Consider the following 26,025-nt stretch of genomic DNA (forward strand, 5'->3'; position numbering starts at 1 on the left):
TGTACACATGCCCGGCCCTTCACGACAGGCAGCCACAAGCCCATGAATATCGGTCTGACCCTAATTGCACAGGCGATTGCGTTCGCCGCCCTGATCTGGCTCATCGCGACCAAGATCTGGCCGCCGTTGCTCAATGCCATCGAAGAGCGCCAGAAGAAGATCGCCGAAGGCCTGGCCGCCGCCGACAACAGCCAGCGCGCGCTCGCGCAGGCGCAGGAAACCGCCAACGAGGAACTCAAGGCCGCGCGTGCGAAGGCCAATGAGATCATCGAGCAGGCGCACCAGCGCGCCAACCAGATCGTCGATGCCGCCAAGACGGAGGCGGTGACCGAGGGCCTGCGCCAGAAGGCGCTGTTCGACGCCGAACTCCAGGCGTCGGCCACGCGGGCCCGCGAGGATCTGCGTCGCCAGGTCTCGCTGCTGGCGGTGACCGGCGCCGAGCGTCTGCTCAAGCGCGAGATCGACGCCGACGCCCACAAGGCGCTGCTCGACGAACTCGCTGCCGAGATCTGAGGCCGACACGATGACGCTGACGATCGCCCGTCCCTATGCCCGCGCCGCGTTCGCGATTGCGCGCGATGCCGGCCGGTTCGCGCCGTGGTCGGACGCGCTGGCGTTCTCGGCGCGCGTCGCCGCCGATCCGCAGGCCGCCCCGGTGCTGGGGCATCCGGCGCTGGCGCATGCCGATGCCGTCGCGCTGCTCGCTCCCGAGGGCGCGGACGAGGCGTTTGCCTCGTTCCTGGCGTTGCTGGCCGAGAACGGCCGGCTGCCGCAGCTGCCCGAGATCGCCGGACTCTACGAGCAGCTGCGCGCCGAGGCCGAACACGTGGTGCTGGCCAAGATCACCTCGGCCACCGCGTTGCCCGACACCGAGGTCGAGCAGATCCGGGCTGCGCTCAAGCGCCGTTTCGGTCGCGAGGTCCAGGTGGAGACCGCGGTCGACGACACACTGATCGGCGGCGCGGTGATCGCGGCGGGCGACGTGGTGATCGACGGCTCGCTGAAGGGCAAGCTGGCGCGCCTGCAGTCCGCGCTGGCGCATTGAAGCGGTGATGCATGATGGGGCGTTCGTGATTCGAAACAGCAGGCGCTGAGCCGCTCTTCCAATCGCCCATCACGAATCACCCGTCACGAACATACAGAAATCCGAATGCCGCACGTCGCGGCATGCGACCAGGAAACCAGACATGGCTACCACGCACCTCAATCCCTCCGAGATCAGCGAGCTGATCAAGTCCCGCATCGAGAAGGTCAAGCTGTCCGCCGAGTCGCGCAACGAAGGCACGGTCACCAGCGTGTCCGACGGTATCGTGCGTCTGCACGGCCTGGCCGACGTGATGCAGGGCGAGATGATCGAACTGCCCAACGACACCTTCGCGCTGGCGCTCAACCTCGAGCGTGATTCGGTCGGTGCGGTGGTGCTGGGCGACTACGAGCATCTGCGCGAAGGCGACGTGGCCAAGACCACCGGTCGCATCCTCGAAGTGCCGGTCGGTCCCGAGCTGCTGGGTCGCGTGGTCAATGCGCTCGGCGAGCCGATCGACGGCAAGGGCCCGATCGATGCCAAGCTCAGCGCGCCGGTCGAGCGCGTGGCGCCGGGCGTGATCTGGCGCAAGTCGGTCGACCAGCCGGTGCAGACCGGCTACAAGTCGGTCGACGCGATGATTCCGATCGGCCGCGGCCAGCGCGAGCTGGTCATCGGCGACCGCCAGACCGGCAAGACCGCGATGGCGATCGACGCGGTGATCAACCAGAAGAACACCGGCATCAAGTGCGTGTACGTGGCGATCGGCCAGAAGGCCTCGACCGTCGCCAACATCGTGCGTCGCCTCGAAGAGAACGGCGCGCTGGCGCACACGATCGTGGTCGCCGCGACCGCGTCCGAGTCGGCCGCGATGCAGTACATCAGCGCCTACTCGGGCTGCACGATGGGCGAATACTTCATGGACCGCGGCCAGGACGCGCTGATCGTCTATGACGATCTGTCCAAGCAGGCGGTGGCCTATCGCCAGATCTCGCTGCTGCTCAAGCGTCCGCCGGGCCGCGAAGCGTATCCGGGCGACGTGTTCTACCTGCATTCGCGTCTGCTCGAGCGCGCCGCGCGCGTGTCCGAGGAGTACGTCGAGAAGTTCACCAATGGCGAGGTCAAGGGCCAGACCGGCTCGCTGACCGCGCTGCCGATCATCGAGACCCAGGCCGGCGACGTCTCCGCATTCGTGCCGACCAACGTGATCTCGATCACCGACGGCCAGATCTTCCTGGAGACCGACCTGTTCAACGCCGGCATTCGCCCGGCGGTCAACGCCGGTATCTCGGTCTCGCGCGTCGGCGGCTCGGCGCAGACCAAGATCATCAAGAAGCTCTCGGGCGGTATCCGCATCTCGCTGGCGCAGTACCGTGAGTTGGCTGCGTTCGCGCAGTTCGCCTCCGACCTCGACGAGGCGACCCGCAAGCAGCTCGAGCGCGGCCAGCGCGTGACCGAGCTGATGAAGCAGAAGCAGTACAAGCCGATGTCGATCGCCCATCAGGCGCTGTCGATCTATGCAGTCAACGAGGGCTACCTCGACGATGTGCCGGTCTCCAAGATCCTGGCGTTCGAAGAAGGCCTGCATGCCCACTTCGACAACACCGACGGCGCGCTGATCGAGAAGATCAACGCCTCTGGTGGCTGGAACGACGAGATCGAGGCGGCGTTCAAGAAGGGCATCAGCGAGTTCAAGGCCACCGGCTCCTTCTGAGCCGGCGGTGGTGATGCGTGATGGGTGAGGCGTAACAGCAACAACAGGTGCGTGACGGCACGCGATTCGCTTCTACGAATCGCGACGCCCCGATCACGAATCGCCGCAAGCGGAGCGAGCTAAATGGCTGGTGGACGGGAAATCAAGACCAAGATCAAGAGCGTGCAGAACACCCGCAAGGTGACGCGCGCGCTGGAGATGGTCTCCGCATCGAAGATCCGCAAGGCACAGGACCGGATGCGGTCCTCGCGCCCGTACGCCAACGCCATGCGGCAGCTGATCGGACACCTGGCGCAGGCCAGCTCCGAGTTCCAGCATCCCTACCTGGTCGAGCGTGAGATCAAGCGGGTCGGCTACATCGTCGTCTCCTCGGACCGCGGCCTGGCCGGCGGCCTGAACAACAACCTGTTCCGCAAGCTGCTCGGCGAGATCCGCCAGTGGCAGGACAAGGGCGTGCAGGTCGACGTGGTGACGATCGGGCAGAAGGCGACAGTGTTCTTCCGTCGGCTGAAGGTCGACATGCTCGCCAGCGTGACCCACATCGGCGATACCCCGGAAGTCGAACAGCTGGTCGGCATCATCAAGGTCATGCTGGACGGCTACACCGACGGCCGCCTGGATCGGGTGTTCCTGGCCTACAACCACTTCGTCAACACGATGACCCAGAAGGCCAGCTTCGATCAGCTGCTGCCGCTGCCGGCCTCGGAAACGAAGGTCGTCAAGCACGACTGGGACTACATCTACGAGCCGGACGCCGAGTCGGTGCTCGGTCACGTGCTCACCCGTTACATCGAATCGCTGGTCTACCAGGCGGTGATGGAGAACGTGGCCTCCGAGCACGCGGCGCGCATGGTGGCGATGAAGGCCGCCAGCGACAACGCGACCAAACTGATCGATACGCTGAACCTGGTCTACAACAAGGCCCGGCAGGCGGCGATCACGCAGGAAATCTCCGAGATCGTCGGCGGTGCGGCGGCGGTGTAACGCGAGTCCCTTCGCAACAGCCCGCACATCGTTGTGCGGACTTTCCAAACAAGCAGCGACGCGTTCGCTCAGAAAATTTCAGAGCTAGAGGTTCTCACCATGAGTCAGGGCAAGATCGTTCAGATCATCGGCGCCGTTGTCGACGTCGAGTTCGCGCGCAACGAGGTACCGAAGGTCTACGACGCACTGAAGGTCGACGGGACGCAGATCACGCTGGAAGTGCAGCAGCAGCTCGGCGACGGCATCGTGCGCGCGATCGCGCTCGGCTCCACCGACGGCTTGAAGCGCAACCTGGTCGCCGTCAACACCGGGCGCGGCATTTCGGTGCCGGTCGGCACCGGCACGCTGGGCCGGATCATGGACGTGCTGGGTCGCCCGATCGACGAAGCCGGCGACGTGCAGGCGTCCGACCATTGGGAAATCCACCGTGCGGCGCCGTCGTACGAGGACCAGGCCTCGACCACCGAGCTGCTCGAGACCGGCATCAAGGTCATCGACCTGATGTGCCCGTTCGCCAAGGGCGGCAAGGTCGGCCTGTTCGGCGGCGCCGGCGTGGGCAAGACCGTCAACATGATGGAGCTGATCAACAACATCGCCAAGGCGCACGAAGGCCTGTCGGTGTTCGCCGGCGTCGGCGAGCGGACTCGTGAGGGCAACGACTTCTACCACGAGATGAAGGACTCCAACGTCCTCGACAAGGTGGCGATGGTCTACGGCCAGATGAACGAGCCGCCGGGCAACCGCCTGCGCGTCGCACTGACCGGCCTGACGATGGCCGAGTACTTCCGCGACGAAAAGGACGAGAGCGGCAAGGGCAAGGACGTGCTGCTGTTCGTCGACAACATCTACCGCTACACGCTGGCCGGTACCGAAGTGTCGGCGCTGCTGGGCCGCATGCCGTCGGCCGTGGGCTACCAGCCCACGCTCGCCGAGGAAATGGGCGTGCTGCAGGAGCGCATCACCTCGACCAAGTCCGGTTCGATCACCTCGATCCAGGCCGTCTACGTGCCTGCGGACGACCTGACCGACCCGTCGCCGGCGACGACGTTCGCCCACCTCGATTCGACGGTGACGCTGAGCCGCAACATCGCATCGCTGGGCATCTACCCGGCGGTCGATCCGCTGGACTCGACCAGCCGCCAGATGGACCCCAACGTCATCGGCAACGAGCACTACGAGACTGCGCAGCGCGTGCAGTCCACGCTGCAGAAGTACAAGGAGCTCAAGGACATCATCGCGATCCTGGGCATGGACGAGCTGTCGGAAGAAGACAAGCAGGCCGTGTCGCGCGCGCGCAAGATCGAGCGCTTCTTCTCGCAGCCGTTCCACGTGGCCGAAGTGTTCACCGGTTCGCCGGGCAAGTACGTGCCGCTCAAGGAGACGATCCGCGGCTTCAAGGGCATCGTCGACGGCGAGTACGACCACCTGCCCGAGCAGGCGTTCTATATGGTCGGCAGCATCGACGAGGCGGTCGAGAAGGCGAAGAAGATCGCCGCCTAAGCGGCGATCCTCGGTGAATCGTGGTGCGTGCTAGGCGAGCGACGTCCGTCTTCATCGATCACGCACCACGAATGTAAGTTGAGCGAGCAAAGCGAGCCAAGTCCATGAGCACCATCCGTTGCGACATCGTCAGTGCAGAGGCTGAGATCTTCCACGGCGAGGCGACCCTGGTCGTCGCGACCGGCGAACTGGGCGAGCTCGGCATCGCGCCGCGCCACGCGCCGCTGATCACCCGCCTCAAGCCCGGCAAGGTCGTGGTCACCCAGCCCAACGGCGAGGTGCTCGACTTCGCGATCGGCGGCGGCATCCTCGAGGTGCAGCCCCAGGTCGTGACGATCCTGGCCGATACGGCGATCCGCGCCGACGACATCGACGAGGCTGCGGTCAAGGCGGCCAAGGACGAGGCCGAGCGGGTGCTCGCCGGCCGCGGTGAGGCGATGGACGTGGCCGAGGCGCAGCAGAAGCTCGCCGAAGCGGTCGTCCAGTTGCAGGCGCTCGAGCGCCTGCGCAAGACGCTCAAGCACTGAGCCGCTTCGCAGTTCGTTCGTTCGAAGACGCCGGCCTCGTGCCGGCGTTCTTGTTGGGGGGCATTGGCGCGGCAGCACGCGGCTAGCGCCTGTACACCCACTGCCGCGAGATCACGAAGCCGAGCGCGCCCAGCGCGACCTCGACCAGTGGCTTGGCCAGCCATGCCCAGTGCCGGCCGAGGTAGTCGTCGATGTGGCCGATCGCCCAGGTGCTGAGCACCGTCATCATTCCCCACATCACCACGAAGCGCAGCAGCTGGCTCCGATTCGGCCCTTGGCCATCGGCACCGAAGGTGAAACGCCCGTTCAACCAGAAGCCCATCAAGGCGCCGCAGACCCGGCCGACCACGTTGGCCTGGCGGACCGGCAGGCCGGCGTGGCTGAGGGCGACCATCACCGCCCAGTCGAGCAGCCACTGCAAGCCACCGATCAGCAGGTAGCTGCCGCCTTGTCGCTTCAATCCCATCGCGCGCTCACTCCTGCCCGCGCCGCCACAGCGCGATGCCGTTGAGGCTGCGGACATGGACCGCGTTGCTCGCGTCCAAGCCGGCGCGCAATGCCGGGGATGCCTCGGCCTCGGTGATCAGAATCCAGCGCGCATCGGTGTCGGCGAGCACCCGGCGCCACGCGTCGCCGGACGGATCGGCGTCGGCAGCCAGCCGCGCGGCAGAGAGTGCCGGTGCGTGGAGCGACATCAGTCGTCCGCGACCGCCGAGTTCGGCGATGTGTCCGCGCTTGGGATCGGTGGCCAGCACGATGCCGCCATCGTCCGGAAGCCCGGCGATCAGTGTCCGCTCGGCGACGTAATGGGGCAGCACTACCGAGGCGTCGCCCGTTGCGCGCAGCGTGCGCTTGAGCGCGGCGCTGTGATGGGTCCAGCCCGCGTTCGCCTGAAACGCAAGGTTCAGCGCACACAACGCCACGATGCCCCAGCGCCAGGCCCGATCGCCGACCTGTGCACGACTGCCGGGCAGGCAGGCGACGATCAGCAGCGCAATCCCCGGATAGGCATAGCGCGCATACTGCATCGGCAGCAATGGCAGCAGGGCGACGCCGGTGGCCGCGAGCGCGAACCCGCGTGTGGCACCCCGTCCAAGCGCGAGCAGCCAGGCACCGGCCAATCCGATCAGCACAAAGCCGGTGCCACCGTCCCAGGCCTCGACATAGCGACTGCTTGCGAAGGTGAGTTGCCAGGGCAGGTCGAGCCCCAGTCCCGCGTGCCAGCGTCCGTCGCTCATGTTCTCCGGCGGATGGAACGGGGATTGAAACACCGCATTGAACAGCGGCAGGACTGGATTGCCGGTGTACCACCAGGCATTGGCGTAACTCGAGCCGGCGATCAGCAGGCCGGCCGCGAGCGCCGCCAGTCCGTGGCGCGTGCCTGGCCACTGCAGGCCGCGTGCGCCGGCCCACGCCAGCAACGGCAGTGCCGAGAGTGCATGGACCGGCTTGAGCGCGGCGAGGGCCGCCAGCAGCAGCGTGGCGGCCATCAGCCGCGGGCCATCGCCGTCGCGATAGGCCAGTACCGCGCACAACGCGAACAGCACCGCCATGGCCGGCAGCTCGGTCTGCATGCCGGCGGTCAGCCAGACCAAGGGCGGGAAGCTCGCGAACAGCGCGATCGCCGCGTTGCGCTCCAATGGCGTCGCCCCCAGTGCCCGCGCGCAACTGCCCAGGGCGCAGGCCGCGCCGATGAGCCAAAACGCGTTGAGCGCGCCGCGCGCTTCCTGGCCGGCGATCAGCCATGCGATTCCCTGGCCGATATCGCCCAACCACGGTGCGAACGCCCAGATGCCATGTTGGGGGGCGGCCTCGTAGTGCGCGTGCAGCGCCAGCTGTGCGGGCAGGTTGAGATGGTAGGTGAGGTCGTCCATCTGCATCGTCGGTAACCACGCCCCGGTCGATGCCAGGCCCAGCAGCATCACGCCCCACGCCAGGGCGCGTGGGTGCTCGGCGGCGGCCACGCGCCACGCGCCTGCGGATGCGCGCAGTTCGGCGACGAGCGCCTTGCGGCCGATCGCGACAAGCGCGGCCAGCGCAATCAGCCACATCGGCGCGTGGTGGATCGGCAGCCGGAGCAGCCAGCCGGTGACGCCGGCGATCGCTGCATAGCCGACAATGGCCGCGATCGCCGCACGTCCCGGAAGCCCCGCTGGCACCCAGCGCAGCCCGGTCGCCATCGCCGCGATCGCCAGCAGCGCCACTGCCAACACCGGCCGCGGTCCGGCGAACAGCAGCAACGCACCGCTCCAGACCGCGACCAGTGCCGATGCCCAGCGCCAGTGAAGCCAGCGCACGGCCGGCCAGGCCAGGGCGGCGGATGTGAGCGCCAGTCCCAGCGCGAGTGCGACGCGTTCCCAGGGCGCCTGCGCCCACAGCCCGTGGGTCGTGATGCCGATCACGACGAGGGCAGGGCCGGCCGCCCAGATCAGTGCCGGCCAACGTTGCGGCGCTTCGGCAATCGCGAGCGCTCGTGAACGGAACATCGCAGGTCCTGAGAGCACGGGCGTCGATTATCATCGAACCTCCGCCAAGTTTCGAACGCCATGAGCCCTCCGTTGCACGTCGTCATCCTCGCCGCTGGCGAGGGCAAGCGCATGAAGTCCTCGCTGCCCAAGGTGCTGCAGAAGATCGCGGGCCGGCCGATGCTCTGGCACGTGGTCGCGGCGGCGCGCGAGCTTGCGCCGGCGGGCATCCACGTCGTGTACGGCCATCGCGGCGAGCAGGTGCGGGCGGCATTCGCCGACCAGACCGACCTGCAGTGGGCCGAGCAGCGCGAGCAACTGGGGACCGGGCATGCGGTCGGCCAGGCGATGGATGCCGTGCCCGACGGCGCCCAGGTTCTCGTGCTCTATGGCGACGTGCCGCTGCTGCGCGCGCAGACCCTGCGCCGGCTGGTGGAGGTCGACGGCCGGCTGGCGGTGCTGGCCGCCGAACTGGAGGATCCGACCGGCTACGGCCGCATCGTGCGCGATCCCGAAGGCCATGTCGGTGCGATCGTCGAGCACAAGGACGCCGATGAGGCGCAGCGCCGGATTGGCCTGGTCAACACCGGCATCCTCGCCGCCGAGGCGACCGCACTCAAGTCCTGGCTGGCGCGCCTGTCGTCGGACAACGCGCAGGGCGAGTACTACCTCACCGATGTGTTCGCGATGGCCGCCGACGAGTACAGCGCCGCGCAGATCGTCATGGTCGACGATCCGCTCGAAGCCGAGGGCGCCAACGACCCGTGGCAGCTGGCCCAGCTCGAGCGCGCCTGGCAGCTGCGCGCGGTGCGGGCGTTGTGCCTGCAGGGCGCGCGGTTCGCCGACCCTGCGCGCGTGGATATCCGCGGTGAGGTGATCGTCGCGCCCGACGTCGAGATCGATGTCGATGTGGTGTTCGAGGGCCGCGTCGAGCTGGGCGAAGGCGTGCACATCGGCCCGTTCTGCCGGCTGCGCGATGTGGACCTGGGCGAAGGCACCGAGGTCCGCGCACATTGCGACCTGGACGGCGTGCGCGCCGAGGGCGCGGTGACGATCGGCCCGTTCGCAAGGCTTCGTCCGGGCACGGTGCTGGCCGACGGCGTGCATGTGGGCAACTTCGTGGAGACCAAGAACACGACCCTCGGCGTCGGCAGTAAGGCCAACCATCTGACCTATCTGGGCGATGCCGAGGTCGGCGCCGGCAGCAACATCGGCGCCGGCACGATCACCTGCAATTACGACGGCGTGAACAAGTCCAGGACCGTCATCGGCGACCGGGCCTTCATCGGCTCCAACGCCGCGCTGGTCGCGCCGGTGCGCATCGGCCACGACGCCACGACGGCCGCCGGCTCGGTGATCACCGCCGACGTGCCCGACGGCAAACTCGCCGTTGCGCGGGCGCGGCAGACTCTGGTCGAAGGCTGGACGCGGCCGGTCAAGCGCCCACGCTAAGCTGACGGTTGCCGGGCGCGTCCGCACCTGCCGCTTCCGGCCCGGCGAGTCGTGACGTCGGCACGGCCGCCGCGCGTCAGGCCGGCAATTGCAAGCTCACCCGCAGCCCGCCCCCGTCGCGGTTCTGCAGGGCGATCCGCCCGCCGTGGGCTTCGGCGATCTCGCGTGCCAGCGCCAGCCCAAGGCCGGTGCCGTTGCGCTTGGTCGAGTAGAACGGCAGCAGCGCGTTGGCGAGCACGGCCTCGTTCATGCCGTCGCCGCGATCGAGGACGTCGATGCGCCAGCCATCGGGCAGCCGGCGCAGCCGCAGCCGCACCTGGTCGGCAGGAGATCCGGATTCGTGCGCGTTGCGCAGCAGGTTGATCAGGCATTGCGCCATCTGCGCGGCGTCGATCCGCACCTGGCCGCCGTCGTCGCCTTCGAACGTGAACGGCACCTGCTCGCGCAGACGCGCGAGGAATGTGTGCCAGGGCACCGACTCGGTCCGCGGCGCAGGCAACTTCGCGAAGCGCGCGTAGTCGCGGATGAACCCCTCGAGATGGCGCGCGCGCTCCTCGATGGTCGCCAAGGCGTCGGGCAAACGCGCAAGCTGGCCGCGCCGCAGCAACTCGGCGCCCGAATGCGCGAGCGAGGCGATCGGCGCCAGCGAATTGTTGAGCTCGTGGCTGATGACGCGGATCACCTTCTTCCACGTCTGCACTTCCTGTCGGCGCAGTTCGGTCGTCAGCCGGCGCAACAGCACCAGTTCGTGGCGCCGGCCGTTGAGCCGGAATGAACGCCGCGACAGGTGGTAGATGTCCTCCTGGTCTTCCTCGCCGACGCTCAACAGACCGTCGCCGCCGCGCAGCAATGCCTCGCGCAGCGCCGCAGGCGCCTGCGCCGCCAGCGCGTCGAAGCCCTGGCCCTCCAGGCGTCGTCCCTCGCCGAGCAACTGGCGCGCGGCGACGTTGCCGAGCACCACCCGCTGCTGCGGATCGAACAGCACCATCGCCACCGGCGTGTTCTGCACCATCGTGTCGAGCAGCAGTTCGCGCTGGACCAGCGCATGGCGCTGCTCGCGCAGCACGTCGCCCAGCCGGTTGTGTGCGTCCACCAGTTCGCCAAGTTCGCCGCCGCCGTCCCAGCGGATGCCGAAGCCATAGTCGCCGTCCCGGTAGGACGTCACCGCCCCGGCCAGCGCACGAAACAGCGCGCGGACCGGGCCGAGGGTGCGTTGCGCCGCCCACAGCAGACCCGGCAGGCACAGCGCGGCCGCAGTCAGCACCGCCGACCAGGCCGGCAGCCAGCGTGTGAGCCAGGCGGCCAGCAGCGCGACGGCGATCGCGAACAGCGAGGCCAGGGCGCCCAGACGGAGCGTGAGCGGCAGCTGGCGCGCAGGCATCAGTCGCGCCGCAGACCCAGGCGGTCCATGCGCCGATACAGCGCTTGGCGCGAGAGGCCGAGCTCGGTGGCCGCCTGGGCCAGCACGCCGCCGGCCCGCGCCAACGCGGCCTCGATCGCCGCGCGGTCCGGCTCGGACGCACCGGATGCCGGCATGGGGGCTTGCGGCAGGCCGAGCGCGTCGGCGCCGATCGCCGCCTCCGGCGACAACAGGGCGGCGCGCTGGACTGCATTGCGCAGCTCGCGCACGTTGCCCGGCCAGCGGTGCGCCAGCAGGGCGCGCTCGGCGGTGCGCGACAGCGATCGGCCGGCAGGCAGGAAGTGCCGTGCCAGCGGCAGGATGTCGTCCGGGCGATCGGTCAGCGCCGGCACTTTGAGTTCGATCGCGTTGAGCCGGTAGTAGAGATCCTCGCGGAAGCGGCCGTCGGCGATCGCGGCAGGCAGATCGGCGTTGGTCGCGCTGACCACGCGCACGCGCACCTGACGCTCGCGATTGGAACCCAGCCGCTCGAAGCGTCCGGTCTCGAGCACGCGCAGCAGCTTCATCTGCCCGGCCAACGGCAGGTTGCCGATTTCGTCGAGGAACAGCGTGCCGCCATCGGCGGCCTCGAACTTGCCCTCGCGCGCCCGGTTGGCGCCGGTGTAGGCGCCGGCATCGGCGCCGAACAGCTCGGCCTCGATCAGGTCGGCCGGCAGCGCACCGCAGTTGAGCGCGACGAACGGACCGTCGCGGACCGCGGAGTTGGCGTGGATGATCTCGGCGATCTTCTCTTTGCCTGCGCCGTTGGGCCCGGTGACCAGCACCGGCAGCTCGGAGCGCGCGACCTGGACCGCCAGGTTGAGCACGCGCTCGCTCGCGGCGTCGTCGAAAACCGTACCGCGCAGATCGTAGGCGTCTTCGAGCGCGTGCCGGTCACGCTGCTCGCGGCTGCGCCGGCGCTCGAGTTCGCGTCGGCTGGCCGAGAGCTCCAGCAGGTTGGCGACCGTCGCCATCAGTTTGTGATCGTCCCAGGGCTTGGCCAGATAGTCGGCCGCGCCGGCCTTCACCAGCCCGACCGCCGACTCGAGATGCGTCCACGCGGTCAGCAGCACCACCGGCAGGTCGGGGTAGCGCGCGTGGATCGCCTCGAACAACGCCGCGCCCTCATCGCCGGACGTGGTGTCGGCGCGGAAGTTCATGTCCTGGATCACCAGGTCCACCGGTTCGCGCGCGAGCGCGTCCAGGCCCGCCTCGGGCGACTCGGCGTACACCGTGTCGATGTCGTGCAGCGAGAACAGCACGTCGAGCGCGGTGGCGACCGCGGGATTGTCGTCGATGATCAGGACGGTGGGCATGGAGGAGCGTTGGGGCCTGTTCGCAAGGGACGCGTCCGGGGGGCCATTCTGGCACCGCCCGGCGCGGTGTAGGTCGGTTCGGGTGCGTCCGCCTCAGGCACTGCGGGTGGCGACTGCCGGCGGCACCGCCGCTGCGCGTCGCGCCGGACCGAGCACGGCGAGCTGGCCCAGCAGCCACAGCAGCGCCGCGCCGATCGGCAGGTAGGCCAGCGGCAGACGTGCCATCGCGTAATGCTGCATCAGCCACTGATTGATCGCGTATGCGGCGAGCATGCCCGGGACCAGGCCCGCCGCGACGATGAGTGCGTTCTCGGCCAGGAAGTGCCGCAGCACATCGCCGCGGGTCGCGCCAAGTGCGCGGCGAATGCCGATCTGGCGGATCCGCTGCTCGATCCAGTAGCCGGTCAGGCTGGCGATGCCGATCAACGTGATCAGCGTGACGACCAGGCAGACGGTGCCCAGCAGCCACACTGCCGCGCGCCGGGTCTTGAACGCATCCAGGCGCTGGGACTCGTAGTCGACGACGATCGGCGCGATGCCGGCCATCAGCTGCGGGCCATCCTTGCGTGCGAGCACTGCCTGGATCTCAGCGCGTACCGCCTCGCGCGCGTCCGGCTCGGTGCGGACCGCGAATGCCAGGATCGGCAGGTCCTCGAACACCCGGTTGGGGATCAGCATCGAGTATTCGGCCCGGCCATCGTCGAGCTCGGAGAGTTGATAGCGCAGCAGGCGGCGCACGGTGCCGACCACGACATAGCGCGGGCTGCCGGCATCGCTGAGCACGCTGCCGATCACCTCGCCGTCCGGGAACAACGTGCGTGCCAGCGCCTCGGTCAGGATCACCGGCACGATGCCACGGTGCGCGTCGTCACCGAACAGGGGGCCGTTGCTGGCGTAGTCGCCGTCCTCGAAGTCGCGGCCGCGCACCACGTCCAGCCCGAGCGCCGGTACCAGACCTTCGCCGGCGAAGCCGGTCGCGGTGACGCTGACACCCGACGGGCTGTCGAGGGTGATGGTGAAGGTCATTGTCTGGCGCATCGGGATGCCCAGGGTCGGTGCCACCGCACGCACGCCCGGAATCGCCTGCAGCGCCCGTTGCAGCGACTGGACCTCCGCGGTGCTCCAGCGCCCCTGCGCCTGGATCAACTGATCGACCAGCAGCAGCTGTCCACGCGCGATGCCGTCGGGAATCAGCATCGGGGCCAGCTGGCGCTGCAGCAGAAACAGCGCATTGGTCAGGATCGCGCAGGCCAGGGCGATCTGCGCGATGACCAGCACCGGCATCAGCCGCTGCCGGTGCAACACGGAGAGAATCGGCCGCAGCGGCGGCAGGGGTGCCGATCGGATCATCGAAGGCTCCATCAAAGGCTCTTGACCTGCAGTGCGGGTTCGATCCGCGCCGCGCGCCAGGCGGGCAGCAGCCCGACCAGCAGGCCGACCGCAACGGCGAGGCTGAGCAGCACGACGAACAGCCCCGGGTGCAGCACGGCCTGTTCGGTGTAGCCACGGTCCTGCAGCCGCACCACCCATAGCCCGAACAGCGTCAGCGGCAGCGCCAGCAGGCCACCGGCCAGGCCCGCCGCACCGGCCTCGACCAGACACTGGACGACGACCGTCCGGCGGCTTGCCCCCAGCACCCGGCGCACGCCCAGTTCGCCGCCGCGACGCAGGAAGCGTGCGGCCAGCAGCCCGGCGACGTTGACCATGCACAGGCTGAGCAGCCCCAGCGACAGCCAGAGGTTCAGGCGCACGCTGTCGGGCACCACGCGGTTGGCCGTCAACCACGCCCGCACGCTGTACACCTGCGCCTGCGGTGGGCGCTCGAACGCGCCGGTGTCGTGGCGCTGCCGGGCATACCGATCGAGCGCGGCGCGGAATCCATCGACCGCCTGCGATGTCGGCAACTCGGCCCAGAGCTGCAGGAAGCGGCAGGCGCCGAGGTCGAGCTCGTTGAAGCGGAAGCCCCCGGTGCCGCCGCGATCGCAGTCCTGCGCGCTGATCGGGGTCACGCCGAGCGCGAGCGCGCTGTCCAGCGGCAGGAACGCGCGGACCGTCAGCGCCTCGCCCCAACCCGAATCCGACTCCTGCAACGCGTAGAAGCCCGGCTGCGGGTTCCATTCGGCGCTGACGCCCACGACCCGTACCTGCCCCTGGCCAACGCGGAACAGTTGGCCGGTGCCATCGGCGCGGCCGAACAGCCGCAGGCTGGTGCGTGCGTCGATGATCGCGACCGGCGCGCGATCGCGCGCTTCCTGCTCGGTCCAACTGCGCCCGTGCAGCAGCGGCACGCCGAACATCGAGGGCAGAGGGCCGGTCGCGAGCAACGCACGCACCGATTCGCGTCGCGCGTCCTCGCCTTCCAGGGTCAGCGAGGTCGGCACCAGCGCGGTCTGCCGGACGCCGGGCTGGGCATCGGCGATGGCCTGGACGTCGGCCAGCTTCAACAGCCGGGGCGGGGCGCCGACGTCGTCGGTCGCACGTGCCCCCGCGGCCGGAGCCTGGCGCGAATCGACCCAACCCAGGTAGAGGTGCTGACTCAGGCCGGGCAAGGGATCGGCCGACAGCATCGACAGCAAGGTCAGCATCGTCATCGTCGCCGCCAGCCCCATCGCCAGCGTCGCGATGGCCAATCCCATCGTGCGCGGATGCCGCAGCAGGCCACGCAGTCCCAGCTCGAACGCATACCGCATTCCCATCCTCCTCGAGCGCGTCAGGTGCTGCGCGTGGCGACCGCCGGCGGCACCGAAGCGGCGCGCCGTGCCGGCCAGTACACGGCGATCTGCCCGAGTGCCCACAACACCAGGGCGCCGACCGGTAGATACATCAGCGGCAGCCGGCCCAGCTCGTAGCGCGCCATCAGCAACTGGTTCAGGCCGTAGGCCAGCAGCATCCCCAGCGCGATGCCCATCGTTGCCAGCAGGAAGTTCTCTACCTGGAAGTAGCGCAGGATCTGGCCGCGGGTCGCACCGAGCGCGCGACGGATACCGATCTGCTTGGCGCGCTGCTGCACCCAGAAGCTGGCCAGGCCGATGATGCCCAGCGCGGTGACCACCAGCAGGGCGATGCACACCACGACCAGCAGCGCCGCCATCGCCCGGTCCTGCCGGTAGTACTTGTCTCGCAGTTCGCTGATGAGGTGCTTGTTGACCGTCACCCGGTTGGGATCGATCCGCTTGAGCGCGGCCTCGGCCGCCTCCAGTACCTCGCGGCGCTGCGCGGGATCGGTCCGGATCAGGTAGTTGAGATTGGGCGAGGCCACGCGGACTGGCAGCAGCATCGTCGCATCGCCGGGACCGCTGTTGTCGTTCGGACGCGCCAGCGTCTCGACCACCCCTACGATCGGCATCGGCGCGCTGCCCCAGCTGTAGATGTGCTTGCCGACCGCGTCTTCGCCCGGAAACAGCGCCTGCGCCATCGCACGGTTGACGATGACCGCGGGCACCTTCGCGTCCTCGCCGCCGGCATCGATGCGCGCCATGTCCACGTAGTCCTCGGCATTGAAGCCGCGGCCGGCGATCAGGCGCAGCCCGAGCGTATCGAGCAGGTCCTCGCTGCCCAGGTACGGCGAGGCGATCAGCGTGTTGTTCACCTGGTCGTCGCTGAGCCGCACGCCGCTGCTCGAGCTGCTGTTGCCGTACGGGATCTGGGTGGCGGCCGCCACGTGCCGGACCCCCGGCACTGCGCGCAGCGCAGCGAGGTCGCGCGCGACGTAGGCATTGAGATCGAGTGTGTCGTCGCGACTCACGCGCGGCATCTGCAATTGGACCAGCTCGTTCTCCACCGCCCCGCTGGGGCGCGCCATGCGGTCGATGCGACGGTCGATCAGGTAGATGGCGTTACAGATGATCGCGCAGGCGAGCGCGATCTCCATCACGATCAGGGCGGCCGCGGTCTTGTGGCGGCGCAGGGTGGAGAAAATGGGGCGGATGTCCATGCGGGGTGTCCGTCGGGTGGCCGGGGTCAGTTGGATTTGAGCTGGATCGCGGGCGTGACCTGGGTCGCCCGCCACGCGGGCAGCAGGCCGGCCAGCAGGGTCGCGACGATCGACAGCACGAACGTGGTCAGCAGCATGGTCGGGTCGAGCCGGGCGAGCTCGGCGTAGGTGCTTGGCGCCTGACGCACGGCCCACAGGCCGCAGAGCGCGACCGCGAGCCCGGCGATGCCGCCGGCCACCCCGATCGTGCCGGCCTCGACCAGGAACTGCGCGAAGATCGCCTTGCGCGAGGCGCCCAGCGAGCGTCGCACCCCGATCTCCGACGCGCGGCGCAGGCTCTTGGCCAGCAGCAGGCCCACCGTGTTGACCAGGCACACCAGCAGGAAGCCGAACGCCAGCCAGACCTGCAGGCGCACGTCGCCGGGCACGATCTGGGCGTAGTCGAGATGCGCGCGCACATCGCGCAGGCGTACGTTCGCAGGCCGCACGAAGCGCCCGGCCTGGCGTTGCTGTTCGGAGTACGCGAGCAGGTAGTCGCGATACGCCGCGGCATCGCCGGGCGTATCGAGCTCCACCCAGTACTGCAGCCAGGCGCACGGCGCGTTGCGGGCATTGGAATCGATGCCGCTCGAATCGCCCCAGCAGCTCATGCTGCCCATACGCGAGAGCTTGGCGTCCATCGCGGCCGAGAACGGTACGAACACCGATTCCAAGGGCTCGAACCCGTCGAGATTGAGGTCCCAGAACCGCGGCGTCGGCCGCCAGGGTGCCAGCACGCCGATGACCTGGAACGCGTTGCCGTCGATGCGCAGCGTCTTGCCGGTGCTGTCGCCGCCGCCGAACACCTTCTGGTTGGTCTCGGCCGAGATCACCGCCACGCGCGCAGCGTCCGCATCGTCCTGTGCGCTCCAGCCACGCCCGAACGCCATCGGCGCATCGAACATCGGGAAGAACTCGCCGGTGGTGTAGCGCGCGTCGGTGAAGTAGGGCGACGCGCCTTCGGGCTCCAGCGCCACGAATCCGCCGGTCATGAAGGCCTGGCGCTTGCCCCGGGCTTCGTGCAGCAGCGTCTCGGAGTCGAAACGGGTCATATTCCGCGCCGGTTCGCCGCCGGCCATGTAGCCGGTCATCGGTTCGGGATCGAGCTGGACATGGAACAGCCGGTCGCTCTTGTCCGGGATCGGGTCGCCCGACAGCACGTGGAACACGGTCAGCGTGGTCATGCTGGCGCCGATGCCCAGCGCGATCGCCAGCACCATCAGCGCGGTCAGCATGCGATTGCGCCGGAAGCTGCGCACCGCGAGATTGCAGTAGTAACCCAACATGGCGGAAGTCCTCAGGCGGCGCGGGTGGCGATGGCGGGAGAGATGGCGGCGGCACGCAGCGCTGGCCACAGCACGGCGGCCTGTCCGAGCGCCCACAGCAGCAGCGCGCTGATCGGCAGATAGGTCAGCGGCAGCCGCGGCAGTTCGTAGCGCCCCATCATCAGCTGGTTGAGCGCATAGGCCAGGGCCATGCCCAGGACAATGCCGGCGCTGGTGAGCAGGAAGTTCTCGGTCTGGAAATGGCGCAGGATCTGCGCACGCGTCGCCCCCAATGCGCGGCGCACGCCGATCTGGCGCGTGCGCTGCTGCACCCAGAAGCTCGCCAGACCGACGATGCCGAAGGCGGTGACCACCAGCAGCGCGATCAAGACGGTCGACAGCAGGCCGATCATCTCGCGGTCGTTGCGGAAGTAGTCTGCGCGGATGGCTTCGTAGGTGCGGTGGGTGAGGATCAGCCGATTGGGATCGACCGCTTCGAGCGCATCGGTCGCGGCCGCGAGCACCGCGTCGCGGCGCGCCGGATCGGTCACGCGGACGAGATACGAGCCGCCGTTGTTGTAGTGCATGCGGATCGGCACGAGGAAAGAGAAGGTACCCTCACCGTCGCTCGGCGAAGGCCGGGCCAGGGATTCGGCGACGCCGACGATGCGCAGGGGCATCGGCCCGAGGTAGATCGTGCGTCCGACCGCCTGCGCGCCAGGAAACATCCGCTCGGCCATCGAGGCGGTGACGATGGTCGCACCGCGCAGGCCTTCGCTGCCGTCGAGCGCTTCCACCTCGGCGACGTCCATGTACTCGTCGGGCAGGAAGTCGCGACCCGCGACCAGGCGGATGCCCAGCGTCGCGACAGTGGTCTCGTCGGCGGAGTAGCGCGCCGCGTGCAACGTGGGCTGCGCCTGGTCGGCGCTCAGCGATACCCCGGAGTTGCTGGACGAGAACCGGTAGAACGGCAACTGGTTGGTGACTGTGACGCCGGCGACGCCGGGGACTGCGCGCAGCGCCGCCAGGTCTTCGCGCGTCCTGGCGCCGGCATCGGTCTGCGGCCCGATGCCGCTGAGTCGGATCTGCAGCAGTTCGCGTTCTGCGATGCCGCTGGGCCGCCGCACCGCGTCGATGCGTTCGCCGATCAGGAACAAGGCGTTGCAGACGATCGCGCAGGTGAGCGCGATCTCCAGCACGATCAGCAACGCGGCGGTCCGGTGGCGGCGCATGGACGAGACGATGGGGTGGACGTGCATGGTGGGGGCCTGTGGAAAGCGCGATAAGGGAGCAGGGCGAGCGCGTGTCATTGGGACTTGAGCTGGAGGGCCGGTGCGATCTGCATCGAGCGCCAGGCCGGCAGCAGGCCGGCGGCGATGCTGGCGCCGAGTGCGAGCACGAAGGTGAGCAGCAGCATCGCGCCGTCGAGATGGGCGAGCGCGGCGTAGTCGGTCGGGCGCTGGCGCACCGCCCACAGGCCGGCCTGCGCGAGCCCCAGCCCGAGCACGCCGCCGGCGACCCCGACCGTGCCACTTTCGACGAGGGCCTGTACGAACACGTCGCGGCGCGAGGCGCCGAGCGCGCGACGCACGCCGATCTCGCCGCCGCGACGCAGGAACTTGGCCAGCAGCAGGCCCACGGTGTTGACCAGACAGACCAGCAGAAAGCCCAGCGCCAGCCACAACTGCAGGCGCACGTCGCCTGGCACGACCTTGCGGTGGTCGAGCCAGTCCATCACGCTGCGCAGCCGCACGTTGGCCGGCCGCTCGAACCGCCCCGCCGCCTTCTGCTGCGCGGAATAGTTGGCCAGGTACGCCCGGAAGCCATCGGCCTGCGCCGGGTCCTCGAGTTCCACCCAGTATTGGATCCACGTGCAGGGCGCGTTGATCGCCCGGCTGTCGTTGGTCGGTGCGTTACCGAAACAGTTGCTGCTGCCCGAGGTGCCCATCCCGAGTTCGACCGCCGTCGAGAACGGCAGGAACAGATGCTCCTGGCCATCGAAGCGGCCGGTGTTGAGGTCGTAGAACTTGGGCCGCGGCAACCAGTCGTCGATCACGCCGACGATCCGCAGCGCATTGCCGTCGACGCGGATCTGCCGACCGACGCTGTCGGCGCCGCCGAACAGCTTGTCGTTGAGCGCGCGGCCGATCACCGCGACGCGGCCGCGTCCGGCGTCGTCCTGCGCGCTCCAGCCCTGGCCGTAGAGGAAGGGCACATCGAACATCGCGAAGAAGTCGGCCGAGGTGTAGCGCATGGACGCGAGAAACGGACGTACCGCGCTTTCTTCGGCCTCGATGATGCCGCCACCCCCGGTCATCATCGCCTGCCGCGTGGCGTGCTTGTCGGCCAGCAAGGCCTCGGCATCGAAGCGGGTCAACTGGCGATCGGGTTCGGCGCCCGGCACGTAGGTCGCCAGCGGCTCGGGATCGAGCTGGACGTGGAACAGCCGCGCGCTCTTGCCTGGGATCGGGTCGCCCGACAGCACGTGGAACACCGTCAACGTGGTCATGCAGGCACCGATGCCCAGTGCGAGCGTGATCACCATCAGCGCGGTCAGCACGCGGTTGCGGCGGAAGCTGCGCAGAGCGAGGTTGAGGTAGTAGCCGAGCATGAGGGGTTCCGGTAATGGATCAGGCGCTGCGGGTGGCGATGGCGGGGGAAATGGCGGCGGCGCGCAGGGCCGGGCCGAGCACGGCCAGCTGACCGAGCAGCCACAGCAGCGCCGCGCCCAGCGGCAGGTACGACAGCGGCAGGCGCGCAAGTTCGAAATGGCGCATCAGCAGCAGGTTGCCGCCGTAAGCCAGGGCCATGCCCAATGCGATGCCCAGGCCGGCGAGCAGGAAGTTCTCGAGTTGGAAGTAGCGCAGGATGTCGCCGCGGGTCGCCCCGAGCGCGCGGCGAATGCCGATCTGCCGGGTGCGTTGCTGGACCCAGAAGCTGGCGAGTCCGACGATCCCCAAGGCCGTCACCAGCAGCATCGCGGCGATCACGCCAAGCAGCAGCCAGGCCATCGCACGGTCGCGTTCGAAGTAGCGCGCGCGCAGGTCCGACAGCGGGCGGCTCTGGTCCAGGTCGATCACCGCCTCGGGCACGGCTGCGGCCACCGCGTCGCGCGCGGCGATCGCCAGGCGCGGCAGGTCGAGCGGATCGGCGCGCAGCGCGTAGACGCCCGACTGGGCCTCGTCGCGCACCGGCACGATCACCGACCATTGCGCGCCGGCGACGCCGTTCTCGCTGCGTCCCGGATTGGGGCGGGCGAAGTGCGGCAGCAGACCGGCGACGCGGAAGTGGTAGTCGCCCATCCAGAACTCGCGGCCGACCGCCGGTTCGCCGGGCCACAGGTGGGCGGCGAAGGCCTCGGTGATCCAGACCTCGGCGTCGGTCGGCAGGAAGTTCTCGATGGGCTGGAAGTCCGCCGCCTCGAAGCCGCGCCCCTGCGATGGCCGCAGGCCGAGCGTCTGGATTGCGTCGGGACCGAAGGTATAGAAATGCGGCACGCCGCCGAAATGCCGGCCCTCGGCGTCCAGCGTCACCCCGGCGTCGGCGTCGCGGATGCCGAACGGCGTGGCATTGAGCACGCCGGCCGCCTGTACGCCCGGCAGGCCGCGAATGGCCGCCAGCACCCGGGCGTTGATGTCGGCGTTGACGCAGCCGTCGCAGCCGCGCAGCGCCACGACCGCCAGCGACGGCGCATCGAGGCCGCTGTCGATGCGCATCAGCGCCAGGCGGCCGGCGATCAGGAAGCAGGCATTGCACAGCACCGCGCAGGCGAGCGCGATCTCGAGCACGATCAGGCTCGTGGCGACGCGGTGCCGGCTCAGCGCGGCGACGATCGGTCGGATGTCCATCACCAGCGTCCTCACAGCGATTTGAGTTGCAGGGCCGGTGCGATCCGACTGGCGCGCAGGGCAGGGAACAGGCCGGCGAGCAGGCTGGCAGCGAGTGCCAGCGCAAAGGTCGCCGCAAACATCGACAGGTCCAGGCGCGCCAGATCGGCGTACTCGACCGGCTGGCGGCGGATCGCCCACAGCCCCAGCAGCGTCAGTCCCCAGCCCAGAACGCCACCGGCCAGCCCGACCATGCCCGCTTCGACCAGGCACTGCACGAAGATCGCCCGGCGCGAGGCGCCGAGTGCGCGGCGCACACCGATCTCGCCGCCGCGGCGCAGGAACTTGGCCAGCAACAACCCGACCGTGTTGAACAGGCAGATCGCCAGGAATGCCAGCGCCAGCCAGGTCTGCAGCCGGACATCGCGCGGAACCACATGGTTGTAGTCCAGCCAGTCCATTAGCCCGAGCACGCGCGCGTTGTCCGCGTGCTGGATCCGGCCCTGCGCCTGCTGTTGCCGTGCGTACGTGGCGACGAAGTCGCGATAGCGGGCGACCTTGTCCGGGGTGTCGAGCTGCACCCACAACTGCAGCCACACGCAGTCGCTGCCCTGCAGATGGCCCGGGACCTTGGGCAACTGCCAGCAGGTGAACTGCTGGAAATGACCGTCGTTGAGCTCAAGGCCCGTGGGAAACGGCACGAAGACGTCCTGCGGCGCGGCGTAGAAGCTCGCGGTATCGCCCTGCGCGAAGTTGCCGCCGGCCAGGCGGTAGTACAGCGGCGAGGGCCGCCAGGGCGCGAGCACGCCGACGATGCGCACATCGGCGTCGCGGATGCGCAGCGTCCGGCCGACGCTGTCGCCGCCGCCGAACAGCGTGCGGTTGAGGTCGGAGGAGATCACCGCCACGCGGGCGTGGCCGGTGTCGTCGGCGGCGCTCCAGCCGGCGCCGTAGGCGAACGGCACATCGAACATCGGAAAGAAGTCGGCATGCGTGGACAGCATCTGGGTCATCAGCGGCGGGCGCCCGGTCTCGGGCGCCTGCAGCCGGATCTCGCTCTCGACCACCAGCGCCTGCCGGTCCGCACGGCCGGCGCGCCACAGATCCATCGCCGTGGTGTAATCAAGCATGTCCGGGGGGTTGGGGCGCATGGGTTCGCCTGGCCTCGGGTCGACCTGCGGGTAGAAGAGCGTGCCGCTGCGGCCGGGCAGCGGATCGCCCGACAGCAGGTGCATCACGGTCAGCGTGGTCATCGCCGCGCCGATGCCGACCGCGACCGACAGCACCATCAAGGCCGTCAGTACCTGGTTGCGGCCGAAGCTGCGCAGCGCGAGCCGGGCGTAGTAGGCGAACATCGCGGGGTGCATTCCTGAGGTCAGGCCGCGGCGGTCGCGGATTCGCGGCGCAGATCGGTCGCCAGGCCGTCGACGATGTGCACATTGCGCTGGGCGCGCGCGGCGAGCTCGGGATCGTGGGTGACCATGACGATCGTCGTGCCCTGCGCGTGGATCTCCTCGAGCAGTTCCAGCACGCTGCGCGCCATCTGCGAGTCGAGGTTGCCGGTCGGTTCGTCGGCCAGCAGCAGGCGCGGACTGCCGGCCAGCGCACGGGCGATCGCCACGCGCTGTTGCTGGCCGCCCGACAGCTCGGCCGGGTAATGCTTCATGCGCGAGGCCAGGCCGACCAGGCCCAGCGCTTCCTCGATCCGCAGACGGCGTTCGGAGGCCGGCATGCCGCGATAGCGCAACGGCACGTCGACGTTGTCGAACAGGTTGAGGTCGGGGATCAGGTTGAAGCCCTGGAAGATGAAGCCGATCTTCTCGTTGCGCAGGCGCGAGCGCTGGTTGTCGTTGAGCCCCTGCACATCGACGCCGTCGAGCTTGTAGGTCCCGCTGGTGAAGGTTTCCAGCAGGCCTGCAATGTTGAGGAACGTCGTCTTGCCCGAACCCGACGGACCGGTGACGGCGACGAACTCGCCTTCGCGGACGTGCAAGTCGAGCGCGCGCAGCGCATGGGTTTCGACGAGCTCGGTGCGGTAGACCTTGCCGACCTGGTTCATCTGCAACATGGGGCGATCCTTATTTTGGACATGGAAGGAGCGGACCCGCGTGGGTCCGGGGGAAATCTCAACGGCTGATGCGCACCCGTTCGGCCTCGCCGAACAGGTCGCTGCCCGACACGACGATGCGCTCGCCGGCCTGCAGGCCCGACACGATCTCGACCGCGCCCAGGCTGCTGGCGCCGGCCTGGATCGGACGGCGCACCGCGCTGTTGCCATCGACGACATAGGCGTAGCGGCCACCGGACTGCTCGACGAACGGGCCGCGCTCGACCATCAGCACATCGCGCCGGGTGTCGAGCAGGATGCGCGCCGACAAGCGCTGGTTCTGGCGCAGGCCGGCCGGCTGGCGCTGCGAGAAGCGCACGCGCGCGGCGACTTCGCCGGCGACGACTTCGGGCGAGACCGCCGAGACCTCGGCCGGGAACATTTCGTTGGCGCTGCGGATCTCGGCCGGCATCCCGATCGCCAGGTCGCGCGCGAAGCTTTCGGGCACCTTGATCTCGACCTCGAACACCGACAGATCGACCACGCCCAGCACCGGTGCGTTGGCAGCGACGTTGGTGAACTGGGCCACCTGCACCTGGCCGACCTGGCCATCGAAGGGCGCGCGCAAGGTCAGCGCCTGGACCTGGCGGCGGGCCTCGGCGACGACGGCGCCCTGGCGGTCGGCGAGCAACTGCTTGTTGCGCGCGTCCAGGCCGGCGCCCTGGCCCTGCAGATTCGCATCTTCGCGCGCAGAGGCCAGACCGATGTCGGTCTTCTTCAGCGCATCCTCGGACTTGGCCAGGTCGACCTGGGCGACGACACCGGCTTCGAACGCGCGCTGGTAGCGCTGCAGATCGCGCTCGGCCGCGGTACGTTCGATCTGCGCCTGGTCGAGCAGCTTGCGCGCCTCGGCGCGGGCGATCCGTGCATCGAGCGTCGCGCGTTCGGCCTCGGCCTGGAGGCTTGCGAAGGTGGACTCCTCCTGGACCAGCTTGCTACGCAGCTCCGGACTGTCGATCTCGGCCAGCACCTGGCCCTTCTCGACGCGGTCGCCAGCGACCACTTTCAATGTCACCGTGCCCGGCGCGATCGCGTACAGCGTGGGGCTGTTGGCCGAGATCACGCGCCCCTCGGCGGCGATGTCGCGCACCAGGTCGCCCCGGGTGACCTCGGCGATCCGCAGCCGGGCCGCGTCGATCGACGTGGCGCCCGACGCCCAGCCGGCGACCAGCCAAGCGAGCGCTGCGATCACCGCGATCGCGGCCGCGGCGATCGCCAGCCAGCGACGCCGGCGCACTGGGCGCGCAGTATGGACCGTGTCCTGCGCAGAGGTGTCGCGGATACCGCGGCGGACAGGAGGCAACGAGGTGGGTGCGGACATGGGACGGGCACGTTCGGGATCTGCCAGTCACAAAGCAGGGATCGTGCCAAAATCAAGCCATTGATTGTATTGAGAATTTCCGGGGTGTTCGGGTGTCCGCGGCGGCGTCCGGACGTCCGCGGCGCGGACAACCGCGCGCCATATCCTCCCGAGGATGTGAGAAAATGCGAATCATTCGCATCATGGAGCCGCCAGCGTCATGCCGACGTGCCTGGGACCGGCCGCAGCCGGAACGGCCCGATCCCGACCGTTGCGCTGTACGGACCGTGCCGCACGCATCCAGCGCGCATGCGCCGCACTGGGCGCCATCGCTGTGCACGCCGTGGTCGTGCTGCTGGTGTTGGGGCCGGGCGAGGACCCGCACTCGCCGCCGAGAGCTGATGCGGTGATCGAGGTGAGTTTCCTGCCCGCCGCCGCGCCGCCGGTCCCGGTCGAGTCGAGGGACGCGCCCGCACCGGTGCCCGAGACGCGTCGGAGGCCAGCGCCGCGAACGCCGCAGCCACAGCCGCACACGGCGCCGTCCGACCCGCTGCCGGTGCTGGCAGACATTGCGCGTCCGGAGCACGCCGCTGCCTCGACCGCCACGGAGGTGTCTATGGACCCACCGGCGCCGCATGACCAACAGGCCGCGGCCCCGCCGAGTCCACCCGCACCGTCCACCGATGCCCTGGGCGGTCGCCGCGACGATCGCTGGGAAGCGCGGGTGATGGCGCGACTGGCCCGGTATCGACATTACCCGAGCGCGGCGCGGACACGCGGCGAGGAAGGGGTGGCGATCGTGCGCCTGCGCATGGACCGGGCCGGTCGTGTGCTGTCGGCGGCGCTCGCGCGCTCGTCGGGATCGACCCGGCTCGATGCCGCCGCGATCGAGACGTTTCATCGCGCCGCGCCGCTGCCGGCGATTCCGGCCGATCTGCCGGCCCCGATCGAGATCGCGGTGCCGGTCGAGTTCTTCATGCACTGAACGGTGGCGTGTGGCGCCACGGCGCCCGGCCCCGGCCGGCCGCTAGAATGGCGCATTGACTTGCAGGAGCGGGCGGCATGTGCGGAATCGTCGGTGCGATCGCGGATCGCGATGTGGTCCCGGTCCTGGTCGAGGGCCTCAAGCGGCTGGAGTATCGCGGCTACGATTCGGCCGGCATCGCGGTGCT

22 protein-coding genes are annotated in these 26,025 nt (G+C 69.2%); 8 read left to right on the forward strand and 14 right to left on the reverse strand.

All coding sequences use genetic code 11. From position 1 onward, the window contains the following. Positions 1 to 42: 42 nt before the first annotated feature. The 6 genes from ABE505_RS15300 to ABE505_RS15325 all read left to right on the forward strand — a co-directional run bounded on the left by ABE505_RS15300 (position 43) and on the right by ABE505_RS15325 (position 5,749). A complete protein-coding gene (locus ABE505_RS15300; RefSeq protein WP_346445394.1) occupies positions 43 to 513 on the forward strand; it encodes a F0F1 ATP synthase subunit B in 471 nt (156 codons plus the stop codon). Positions 514 to 523: 10 nt separating this feature from the next. After that, positions 524 to 1,045 (forward strand): F0F1 ATP synthase subunit delta, encoded by a 522-nt coding sequence (locus tag ABE505_RS15305; RefSeq protein ID WP_346445395.1) that lies wholly within the window; start codon positions 524 to 526, stop codon positions 1,043 to 1,045. 142 nt (positions 1,046 to 1,187) lie between these two features. Then, on the forward strand, positions 1,188 to 2,738 hold the full coding sequence (gene atpA / locus ABE505_RS15310) for a F0F1 ATP synthase subunit alpha (RefSeq protein ID WP_346445396.1): 1,551 nt from the start codon (positions 1,188 to 1,190) through the stop codon (positions 2,736 to 2,738). 123 nt (positions 2,739 to 2,861) lie between these two features. Further along, the gene (atpG, locus tag ABE505_RS15315; RefSeq protein ID WP_183427990.1) at positions 2,862 to 3,722 is read left to right on the forward strand and encodes a F0F1 ATP synthase subunit gamma; all 861 of its coding nucleotides are present in this window, start codon (positions 2,862 to 2,864) and stop codon (positions 3,720 to 3,722) included. 99 nt (positions 3,723 to 3,821) lie between these two features. Then, complete coding sequence (gene atpD / locus ABE505_RS15320; protein WP_346445397.1) at positions 3,822 to 5,222, forward strand: F0F1 ATP synthase subunit beta; 1,401 nt, start codon at positions 3,822 to 3,824, stop codon at positions 5,220 to 5,222. Between the two features lie 104 nt (positions 5,223 to 5,326). Then, on the forward strand, positions 5,327 to 5,749 hold the full coding sequence (locus ABE505_RS15325) for a F0F1 ATP synthase subunit epsilon (RefSeq protein WP_047137719.1): 423 nt from the start codon (positions 5,327 to 5,329) through the stop codon (positions 5,747 to 5,749). Between the two features lie 82 nt (positions 5,750 to 5,831). Here the strand turns inward: ABE505_RS15325 and ABE505_RS15330 are convergent, their stop codons facing one another. Both ABE505_RS15330 and ABE505_RS15335 read right to left on the reverse strand, forming a co-directional pair. Continuing rightward, positions 5,832 to 6,215: a GtrA family protein gene (locus ABE505_RS15330; protein ID WP_346445398.1), complete on the reverse strand. Its 384-nt coding sequence runs from the start codon at positions 6,213 to 6,215 to the stop codon at positions 5,832 to 5,834. 7 nt (positions 6,216 to 6,222) lie between these two features. Then, on the reverse strand, positions 6,223 to 8,235 hold the full coding sequence (locus ABE505_RS15335; protein ID WP_346445399.1) for a hypothetical protein: 2,013 nt from the start codon (positions 8,233 to 8,235) through the stop codon (positions 6,223 to 6,225). A 60-nt stretch (positions 8,236 to 8,295) separates the two neighbouring features. Here ABE505_RS15335 and glmU point away from each other — a divergent pair, with 60 nt between their 5' ends. Then, complete coding sequence (glmU, locus tag ABE505_RS15340; protein WP_346445400.1) at positions 8,296 to 9,666, forward strand: bifunctional UDP-N-acetylglucosamine diphosphorylase/glucosamine-1-phosphate N-acetyltransferase GlmU; 1,371 nt, start codon at positions 8,296 to 8,298, stop codon at positions 9,664 to 9,666. A gap of 76 nt (positions 9,667 to 9,742) precedes the next feature. On the opposite strand, the gene ABE505_RS15345 is transcribed toward glmU, so the two are convergent. From ABE505_RS15345 to ABE505_RS15400, 12 genes are all read right to left on the reverse strand, one after another. Continuing rightward, positions 9,743 to 11,047 carry a HAMP domain-containing sensor histidine kinase gene (locus ABE505_RS15345; protein WP_346445401.1) on the reverse strand — a complete coding sequence of 435 codons (1,305 nt, stop codon included), beginning with the start codon at positions 11,045 to 11,047 and terminating at the stop codon, positions 9,743 to 9,745. Then, the gene (locus ABE505_RS15350) at positions 11,047 to 12,381 is read right to left on the reverse strand and encodes a sigma-54 dependent transcriptional regulator (RefSeq protein ID WP_346445402.1); all 1,335 of its coding nucleotides are present in this window, start codon (positions 12,379 to 12,381) and stop codon (positions 11,047 to 11,049) included. The genes ABE505_RS15345 and ABE505_RS15350 overlap by 1 nt, the downstream gene beginning before the upstream one ends. Before the next feature lie 93 nt (positions 12,382 to 12,474). Further along, the gene (locus ABE505_RS15355) at positions 12,475 to 13,731 is read right to left on the reverse strand and encodes an FtsX-like permease family protein (protein ID WP_346445403.1); all 1,257 of its coding nucleotides are present in this window, start codon (positions 13,729 to 13,731) and stop codon (positions 12,475 to 12,477) included. 11 nt (positions 13,732 to 13,742) lie between these two features. Continuing rightward, positions 13,743 to 15,071 (reverse strand): ABC transporter permease, encoded by a 1,329-nt coding sequence (locus ABE505_RS15360; RefSeq protein ID WP_346445404.1) that lies wholly within the window; start codon positions 15,069 to 15,071, stop codon positions 13,743 to 13,745. Between the two features lie 20 nt (positions 15,072 to 15,091). Continuing rightward, entirely contained in the window at positions 15,092 to 16,315 is a 1,224-nt protein-coding gene (locus tag ABE505_RS15365; RefSeq protein WP_346445405.1) for an FtsX-like permease family protein, read from the reverse strand. Positions 16,316 to 16,341: 26 nt separating this feature from the next. Next, positions 16,342 to 17,640, reverse strand: a complete 1,299-nt coding sequence (locus ABE505_RS15370; RefSeq protein ID WP_346445406.1) for an ABC transporter permease — start codon at positions 17,638 to 17,640, stop codon at positions 16,342 to 16,344. 11 nt (positions 17,641 to 17,651) lie between these two features. Then, positions 17,652 to 18,878: an FtsX-like permease family protein gene (locus ABE505_RS15375; RefSeq protein ID WP_346445407.1), complete on the reverse strand. Its 1,227-nt coding sequence runs from the start codon at positions 18,876 to 18,878 to the stop codon at positions 17,652 to 17,654. A 47-nt stretch (positions 18,879 to 18,925) separates the two neighbouring features. Continuing rightward, entirely contained in the window at positions 18,926 to 20,230 is a 1,305-nt protein-coding gene (locus tag ABE505_RS15380; RefSeq protein WP_346445408.1) for an ABC transporter permease, read from the reverse strand. Positions 20,231 to 20,249: 19 nt separating this feature from the next. Next, positions 20,250 to 21,467, reverse strand: coding sequence for an FtsX-like permease family protein (locus ABE505_RS15385; protein ID WP_346445409.1), 1,218 nt, complete (start codon positions 21,465 to 21,467; stop codon positions 20,250 to 20,252). An 11-nt stretch (positions 21,468 to 21,478) separates the two neighbouring features. Continuing rightward, the gene (locus ABE505_RS15390) at positions 21,479 to 22,801 is read right to left on the reverse strand and encodes an ABC transporter permease (RefSeq protein ID WP_346445410.1); all 1,323 of its coding nucleotides are present in this window, start codon (positions 22,799 to 22,801) and stop codon (positions 21,479 to 21,481) included. 20 nt (positions 22,802 to 22,821) lie between these two features. Beyond that, positions 22,822 to 23,514, reverse strand: coding sequence for an ABC transporter ATP-binding protein (locus ABE505_RS15395; RefSeq protein WP_346445411.1), 693 nt, complete (start codon positions 23,512 to 23,514; stop codon positions 22,822 to 22,824). A 58-nt stretch (positions 23,515 to 23,572) separates the two neighbouring features. Continuing rightward, on the reverse strand, positions 23,573 to 24,874 hold the full coding sequence (locus ABE505_RS15400; protein ID WP_346445412.1) for an efflux RND transporter periplasmic adaptor subunit: 1,302 nt from the start codon (positions 24,872 to 24,874) through the stop codon (positions 23,573 to 23,575). A 313-nt stretch (positions 24,875 to 25,187) separates the two neighbouring features. Between ABE505_RS15400 and ABE505_RS15405 the strand changes: the two genes are divergently transcribed. Continuing rightward, entirely contained in the window at positions 25,188 to 25,838 is a 651-nt protein-coding gene (locus ABE505_RS15405; protein ID WP_346445413.1) for a TonB family protein, read from the forward strand. Positions 25,839 to 26,025 lie beyond the last annotated feature (187 nt).

The organism is Luteimonas sp. TWI382 (assembly GCF_039674545.1).
Lineage (GTDB): Bacteria > Pseudomonadota > Gammaproteobacteria > Xanthomonadales > Xanthomonadaceae > Luteimonas.